Annotated in this window: 4 protein-coding genes and 1 pseudogene; 3 read left to right on the forward strand and 2 right to left on the reverse strand. The window is 64.0% G+C overall.

The features are described 5' to 3' along the window. Positions 1–74 precede the first annotated feature (74 nt). Positions 75–395, reverse strand: coding sequence for an IS3 family transposase (locus ACYVAQ_RS23175; RefSeq protein WP_460792977.1), 321 nt, complete (start codon positions 393–395; stop codon positions 75–77). Positions 396–673: 278 nt separating this feature from the next. Between ACYVAQ_RS23175 and ACYVAQ_RS23180 the strand changes: the two genes are divergently transcribed. Next, on the forward strand, positions 674–1729 hold the full coding sequence (locus tag ACYVAQ_RS23180) for an IS110 family RNA-guided transposase (RefSeq protein ID WP_460792978.1): 1056 nt from the start codon (positions 674–676) through the stop codon (positions 1727–1729). A 75-nt stretch (positions 1730–1804) separates the two neighbouring features. On the opposite strand, the pseudogene ACYVAQ_RS23185 reads toward ACYVAQ_RS23180, so the two are convergent. Continuing rightward, positions 1805–2017: pseudogene (locus ACYVAQ_RS23185) on the reverse strand (transposase); the annotation flags it as partial. A 242-nt stretch (positions 2018–2259) separates the two neighbouring features. On the opposite strand from ACYVAQ_RS23185, the gene ACYVAQ_RS23190 reads away from it, so the two are divergent. Together ACYVAQ_RS23190 and ACYVAQ_RS23195 are read left to right on the forward strand one after the other, a co-directional pair. Further along, positions 2260–5628 (forward strand): DNRLRE domain-containing protein, encoded by a 3369-nt coding sequence (locus ACYVAQ_RS23190; RefSeq protein ID WP_460792979.1) that lies wholly within the window; start codon positions 2260–2262, stop codon positions 5626–5628. A gap of 535 nt (positions 5629–6163) precedes the next feature. Then, the gene (locus ACYVAQ_RS23195; RefSeq protein ID WP_460792981.1) at positions 6164–7231 is read left to right on the forward strand and encodes a hypothetical protein; all 1068 of its coding nucleotides are present in this window, start codon (positions 6164–6166) and stop codon (positions 7229–7231) included. The last annotated feature ends 1066 nt before the right edge of the window (positions 7232–8297 follow it).

Here is an 8297-nt window from a genome sequence, read left to right on the forward strand (position 1 = left end):
GGAACTCCTTGGGGTACGGCCTCGGCACAGCAGACATCCTTCCAGCGGCACCTCTTGGCACCACAGCTCAGATGTCACCTATCCGTGCAGCAGTCCCGTCCTCCACGTAGGAAGGCGATGGCGAGAGATGGCTGCTCCCACCGTGGCGGCGGCACGCGGAGCTCTTCGCGGCGCCACAACCGTTCCACCCGTTTCACGTTGACGTCCCAGCCGTCGGCGACGAGCAGCGCGTGGACACGCCGGTAGCCGAACCGCGGATGCCGGTCGGCGTGCTTCTTCATCGCCGCGACGAGTTGTTGCTCGAAGTCGGTCGGCACCGGCTTGTACCGGTTGGACGAGCGGTGCTGGCCTACGACCTTGCAGGCGCGGCGCTCGGAGATCTTGAACTTGCGCACCAGGTGCGCGACTGCAGCCCGGCGGCGAGCCGGGCTCACCAGTTTCCAGTGATGATGGTTCGCAGTGTTGGTCGGCGTGGCCTGACTCGCAAGTTTCCTGGCCGATCCGTTTGGTGCCTTTCGCAGGACCTGTCGGCTTCGCCGGCCGCCACCACTTCCACATTGATAACGAGTTCCACCGTCGCGGTTGTGACCTCATAGGAGCGTGTTCGCCCGCAGCCCATCACTGGCCTGTCCTTCTCGACGATGCAGCTTTGCGAGCAGCGAAGGACATATCCGTGGCCCCAAACAAGCGAACGATCATCGGTGGCGTCGACACACACACCGCGACCCATCACGCCGCGGTGATCAAGGGCAACGGGCAAATGCTCGCCGACGCACAGTTCCCGGCTACCCCCGCCGGCTACTCCGCACTGTTGACGTGGATGCAGCGCCACGGACAAGTGGACGCAGTCGGTATCGAAGGCACCGGCGCCTATGGCGCAGGCCTGGCCCGCCACCTCCACGCACATGGTGTCCATGTCCTCGAGGTCCCCCGACCAGACCGCCGACTGCGCCGCCAACACGGCAAGAGCGATGCCCTCGACGCAGAAGCAGCAGCCCGAACCGTCCTCGCCGGCCGGGCAAGCGGAACACCGAAGCTAGCGACAGGGCCGATCGAAGCAATCCGAACGCTTCGAGTCGCTCGCGTCGGCGCCCTCAAGGCTAAGACCGCAGCGACCAACACCCTGATGGCGATGGTCGTCACCGCACCCGAACCGCTGCGCTCCCAGCTGCGAGGCCCCTCACGGCTACAACTCGTCGCTGCCTGCGCCAGGTTGCGGCCAGACGCGTCAAGAATGGCCGACCCGACCCAGGCAACCAAAGCAGCACTGCGCTCCATCGCCGTCCGCGCTCACGCTCTCGAACTAGAAGCACGCGAACTGAAGCGACAGCTCCACGACCTCACCACCCAGATCGCCCCAGCAACCAGCGCCATCTTCGGCCTCGGACCGGACACCGTCGCAGCACTCCTCGTCACCAACGGCGACAACCCCGACCGCCTGCGCAGCGAAGCAGCGTTCGCCCACCTCGTCGGCGTCGCACCCATCCCAGCCTCATCCGGCAAGACCAACCGGCACCGCCTCCACCGCGGTGGCGACCGCAGCGGCAACCGAGCGCTGCACGTCGCCGTCGTCGTCCGCCTGCGCTACGACCAGAGAAGCCGCGACTACGCCGACCGACGCCGCGGCCAAGGCCTGTCGATGCCCGAGATCATCCGCTGCCAGAAGCGCTACCTCGCCCGCGAGGTCTTCACCGCCCTGCGAGCCGATTACGCCGCCATCACCACTTGACGATCTATAGGAGGCGTCCTTCTGCAGGTCCTTCAACATCGAGATGTCGAGCGCCTGCTCGGCCACGATCCGCTTCAAACGGGCGTTCTCGGCCTCGAGCGCCTTGAGCCGTTGGGCCTCGTCCTCCTTCAACGCGCCGTACTTGATGCGCCACCGGTAGAACGTCTGCTCGCTGATCCCGAGCTTCTTGCAGATCCCCGGCACCGTCGCGCCCTGGGCCTGCATCTTCTCCGCCTCACGCAGCTTCGCCACGATCTGCTCGGTCGTGAACCTCTTAGCTGCAGCCATCACACACCTCCACAAGGACTCTCAAAGTAGCGAGCCCTCTCACGAGATGTGGACCGAAAAACGGGGGGCATGACATTCGGAAATTCTTAGATTTCCGCTCCGTTCATTGTCGAGCCCGCCGAACTGTACATGCGGACCGGATGGGAACCGGATCCCTCACGGCAGCTATCTCTCGGGAGGGCTTGGTTCCGTGGATCGAGTGCCGCGCGCCAATGTGCGGACGTGTTAGAAGGAGTCTCGGGATGCGTCGTCCCGTTGCCGTGTCAGCTATGGCGGCCGTATTCATTTCGTCATTGACCGTGCTCGCGATGGAGCCACGGTCAGTCGCGTCGGCGACCCCGGCGGCAGAGGTGATGTCTAGCCCTGATGCGGTGTCTGCTGCGCGGGCGGCTCGTGCCGAGGGCCACCGAGTGGAGGACATGTCGTCGCGCAGTGAGTACTCACAGACGTTCGCGAACGCGGACGGCACGTGGACGACCGAGTCCACGACTGAGCCGCAGTTCGTACAAGCCGGAGATGGTTCGTGGCAGGACATCGACACCACGCTCACGGTGCGCGACGGGCGGCTCGAGCCCCGTGCCGCGCTCGCGGATGTGAGTCTCTCCGATGGCGGCGATTCGACGTTCGCGGACATCAACCAGGAGGGCAGGCAGCTCGACTGGCGTTGGCCGACCCAGCTCCCCGAGCCCACGATCGACGGCAGCGCGGCGACTTACGCCAACGCGGTGCCCGGGGGAGGAGATCTGGTAGTCACGGCCACCGCGACCGGGTTCACCCATGACATCGTGCTCGACTCAGCCCCGGCAGCGGCAATCGCCGACCCGACCGGGCAGGTCTCGTACACGATGCCGGTCGCGACCCACGGCGCTTCTCTGGACACAACCAAGAGCGGTGGGGTCGATGTGTCAGTCGGTAGCGACTCGCTGGTGACCGCTCCTGCTCCGCTGGCCTTTGACGCTGCGGGCGACCCAGGCGATGGCGCTGCTGAGGCGCCGGTCGATGTCCAGGTCGGCAAGAACGCCGCGGGCACCCCGACGATGACGCTCAACGTCGACTCGGGGTTCCTGACCGACCCCTCGACCGTGTACCCGGTCACGATCGACCCGAGCTACACCATCAATGCGAGCTCCGACACCTACGTGTCGAAGTCCAACCCGAACACTGACTACTCAGGACAGACCGCCCTGTTGGCGGGTGACAACGCCGGTAATGATGTCGCGCGCACCTACCTGCACTTCAACTTCGGTGCCCCGAACTACATGGCCGGAAAACAGATCTTGTCGGCGACCTTGAAGATGCAGAACTTCGACGCTCACTCCTGCGCGGGGTCGCAGATCAACGTCAATCGGGTCACATCGTCCTGGGGATCGCTTACGTGGAACACCCAGCCCTCCTACACCACCGAGGGCACAGCCTCGTTCAACCCCGCCTACGGCTACAGCGCCAACTGCCCTTCGGCACAGGCGAGTTGGGACGTCACGAACATCGTGTCCTACTGGGCTGCTCACCAAGGAGAGAACTACGGCCTCCGGGTCAAGGCCGCTGACGAGAGCGACCCCAACTCGTGGCGACGCTACCGTGCGCTGGACTCGCAAATGGACACGGTCCTGCCGCGGATGAGCGTCACCTACAACACCGCGCCCGACGGCCCTTCCGAGTTGAGCATCACACCCTCGCGTGGCAACGTGACGGCGTCCCTCACTCCGACACTTCAAGCGAAAGTCGCCGACTTCGACTTGGGCCAGCTCACAGCCAAGTTCCGCATCTTCGACGAAAGCGGCAATCTCGTCGCGACCCTTGACTCCGACGGGCCGGTCGCCAGCGGCGGGACGGCCACTGCAGCTGTCCCTGACGGCTTGCTCGAGGCGAGCACGGCGTATTCGTTCGACGTTCAAGCCAGCGACGACTACCTGTCGTCGGCGTACTCGACACGATCGACATTCCGAGTCGATCCGGCGCTAACGACCATTCCCGCACCGGCTTGCGTCTCGCCGTGCAGCCCCGTTACTGACCAGGTTCTGCTCGACGAAGTGATTCCTGGCGTGGCCTCCAAGGTCGTTCCAATCCAGATTCCCGGGGTCGACCAGGGGTCAGTCGACCGCGTCCAGGTCACCGTCACAATCACCGACTGGAGCGCAACAGGATCAGTGACGATTGCTGACACGGACTATGCCGCCACTGATCCGGCCTCGCTGCCGTACGGCGGAGGCCAAGCTGCCACCGGCACTGCTGAGGTCTTCCCTTCCTACGACGATGACAGCATCACGCTCGCGAACAACGGAGCGGCTCCTGTCCATCTTCGGGTGCTGCTGAACGCTTGGATCCCGGTCGACACCACTAACGACGCCACGCTGGACGCCTCCGAGAATTATGTCGACGACGCTGCAGCTGAGGCAGCGATCGAAGATGATTCCTCCGACTACGAGGACGTCTTGGGCACGACCAGCGTGGTAACTGCCGGCGCCAGCCAGGTCGCGATGGTGCAACCCGATCCAACTCCAGCTGAAGCAACAGTTCCTGACGCGAGCACAACCTACCCCTGCCCCCAGGACGACGATGCGAATGCCACCTGTAGCGCGGAGATTGCTAGCGAGGACATGTCTTCGAACGACGTCACCGATTCGGAAGCGGATCTGGCGGACCCGCCACCGTCGCCGGAAGCGAGCGGTACCGACCGCGTGATGGCTCGGTCCATCGGCATCAAGTGTTTCGAGAACGCCGGTCATTGGGTTGCCAGAACCCGCTTCACGGCATGCCAGGTTCACGCGTGGATCTTGACGATCTATCGGTACATCAAGGGGGTCAAGACGAAGGTGGGGACTGCCCACTACATCACCCAATACCTGCTCAAGACGGACTGGCAGCACCCTCACGTCGAGATGTGGTTCCGAGCTATCTGGAAGAGAGGGGATGGCGCTGGCCTGGCGATCAACGTGTCGTTCGACCTTCTATGCGCTTCGGGCTGCGCCGATAATAACGATGTGGTGCGCAACACCGGGGAACTGGCGGCATACCATCCCAAGTCGGCGTGGTACAGCGGCGACGTCTACCCCAGTGTCGCATATAACCAAGTCGTCACTCCGAAATTTGCTTTCGTGCACAACACCTGCGACGTTATCGGTTGCCAGAACGAACCACTGGCATCAGGAGTTGACGCTCGTGTGGTCAGGTGCGACCGGATGGCGTACATTCAAACGGCGAACCCTGGCTGCGTAGTTCCGGGCTATCGGCCCACGTTGAAGATGTCGCGATACGTGGGCAACACGGTCGAGACGGCCACGCATATCTACAAGGCACAGAACAAGCTTTCCAATCATCCCGGTAAGCGCCTTCCCAATGGGCTCGGCTATCCTCTAACGCGGACATACGGGCATGGATACATAAAACTCAATCGGCGCGAAGCTCATCGCGAGTGTGCGTCGCTGCACGGCTCTGGATCATGCGACGAATACCCGTTTGCTTCTACCCGCCAAGGTTGTGCTCTCATGAAATGCGACGTCGATCTGATTGACTTGGACGACAATAAGGCTGGTGGGCGCCTACTCAATAGCGAACTCTATCGTCCGTATCGAGTCCTCGACGCTGACGCCTTTTGGGTGAGTGTCTCGTGAGAATGCGCCGCATCGAGAGCGTCATTGTCGCTAGTCTCGTCGGCATCGTGGCAAGTGCCTGCGGCGCGACGCCACGACCGGTTTCAGTCGCGACAGATGACTCTCCCAGCGAGAAGCCCACAGCCGCGGCGGGCAGCGCCCCCAAAGGCGCAGCGAATAGCGTGGAGGGCGATTCAGGGTCCGTCGTCGCATCATGCGTAACGCTCCGACTCCGTTCGTTTCGCTCGCTCGTGCGTCCGGATTCGGGAGAGACTCCCAAAGAAGTAGAGAGGGTCCCTGTCCCCGGGACGGAGTGGTCATGGGTCGTGGCGCGTTACCAAAGCCGTGGCACGGCTGCGTGGCTCGTCGGTCCGGCCAGTGCCTCGCCTCGCGTCTATGCGGGGAATGAATTGGCAAAGTCATTGACCCCCACCGCACCGCACGACGGCAGTAGGCCGGAAGCTGACGTGCTATCGAGGGGCGACGCCGCGGCATGTCTCGGGTCTGGACTGGCCGGCGACGCGTCGTTGGACGGCGACCTCCCCCCGGGTTTCTAATGAGCTCCACGAGTGCGAGCGTCGTCCAGGATTGGCTGGCCTCGCTGCCTGTTATGGCTGCGGCTGGATGCGTGTCGTTAGTTCGAAGCGACGACGCGCAGCCGGCAATCCTGGCTGCGTTCGGAGCCGAGCCAGCCGTCGATCTGGCGGAACAGCCAGACTGGCCCGATCGCGTCGGAATCATCGAGGTGGCTGGCCACGGCTCGATCGCCATCGAGCCTGACGGTGGATACCAAGGCACTCGTCCCGAGGTGTTGCGCGACCTTGCGCGGATGTCGCCAGACGGCAGAAGCGCCGCCCTGCAATGGGACGTCAACGACACCATTCTCTTCGCGTGCGTCGACGGCAAGAAGTACACCAACGTCGAGCTCAGCGGATGGGCCCCCAGTGAGGTCATGTCGTTGCCGGGCTCGCTGAGGCGTTGGGCCAGAGCCCACGTTCAGGATCTCATGGCTGATCCGGTTCTTGCCGGGATCACGATGGCGTTGAACTTCACCGGCATGGCTGAACTCCCCAGGGACCTCGATGGCGCCACGCCGTACCTCGCCATCAGTCCTCGTCCACCTACGGACAACGTGGACACTCTTGAATCAACGCCGCTGCACCGAGCCGATCCCGCGACCGCAGCGTTGGTCGGGCAACTCTCACCCGAACGTCAGCGAGAGATCGCCGAGTGGGTCACTCGGCGCATATTGAAACTTGCGCGCCTGGACGACGACGTTGCCATCTTGGAGGTCGTCGGCCAGTTCGGGAACGCGAGGCCTCCCCGACTAACTTCAGGGGCACGGCGTCGGCTAGCCAGGATCGATGCGGAGACACGCGTCGAAGCGATCCGCGCCAACGGCCGCAATGGCCCGCCGTCGTCGCTGCTGCAACGACTGTGGCTCCAGCAATCGGCTGCCTACTGCCTGAAGTACACCTGCCACCCCGATCCCGCCACCGCTGCGTGGCGAACGGTCTTCTCGTCGACTAACGCTTTCGCCGGCGCTGAGATCGCCGATCCCGACGACCCCCTCGCGCCTCGGTTTGCTGAGGGACTCGCGCGTCAACTAGCTGAACCCGACTAGTCGCGTCGCCTGCACGTGGCACCGGACCCTTCGACCGCTCGATCATCGACGCATCACGGTCGACGGTTCGAGAGTCAGGTTGTCGCCAGATCTCGTCCTAACCCAGTCCCCCGCCGTGGTCGGCGAACGTATCAAGTTGATGCGCGACCTACTGTCGGTAGGACAGACCGATCCGCCGACCCGCTCGCGAGCGTCACCTCATTGTTGCGATCTCGCCCAGAGATATCCGGTCCATCGTGCGCCTGCAGCAGCCTTCCAGTTCTCGGCGGCGGTGTTGATGTGGATGCCGAGTAGGTCGGTGAGTAGGAGGCTGGGTAGCCCGGCGCCGAGCTGGAGCAACGCCGTGTTACAGGCAGCACGGGGCTCGATCTCGAGCTTCCGCAGACGGATCGACACATGGTCGAGCCCATCGGGAGGCCGGGGCGACGACCGGGGAACAGCCAGGTGTCGTCAGCGACGAGGTTGGCCGCGATCCCGCCGGGCAGGGTCTCGGGGAGCCGCTGGATCAGCTCGCTCAACGGTGGCGGCAGGGTGATCACGTCGTCACCGAGGCGCAGCCGCGGATGCCGGTCGGCGTGCTTCATCATCGCGGCCACGAGCTGGGCCTCGAAGTCGGTCGGCACCGGCCTTGTACCGATTCGATGATCGATGCTGTCCCACGACTCCGCAGGCACGGCGCTCAGACACCTTGAACGTGCGCGCCAGATGCGCGACAGCAGCCCGGCGGCGAGCCGGGCTCACCAGTTTCCCTTCTGCAGGTCCTTCAACATCGAGATGTCCAAGGCCTGCTCGGCCACGATGCGCTCCAACCGGGCGTTCCCACGATCAGCTCGGCCTCGAGCGCCTTGAGCCGTTGCGCCTCGTCCTCCTTCAACGCCCCGTACTTGATACGCGACCGGTTGAACGTCTGCTCGCTGATCCCGAGCTTCTTTGCAATCCCCGGGATCGTCGCGCCCCGTGCCTGCATCTGACAGAGCCCCGTGGGGTGGTGGGCTTTGAGGTGATCCTCGGTGCCCTACTCGCCGCTCTCGATGGCGGCGTGCTCACCAGTATCCACGGGGTCGTT

Source organism: Nocardioides maradonensis, assembly GCF_054777115.1.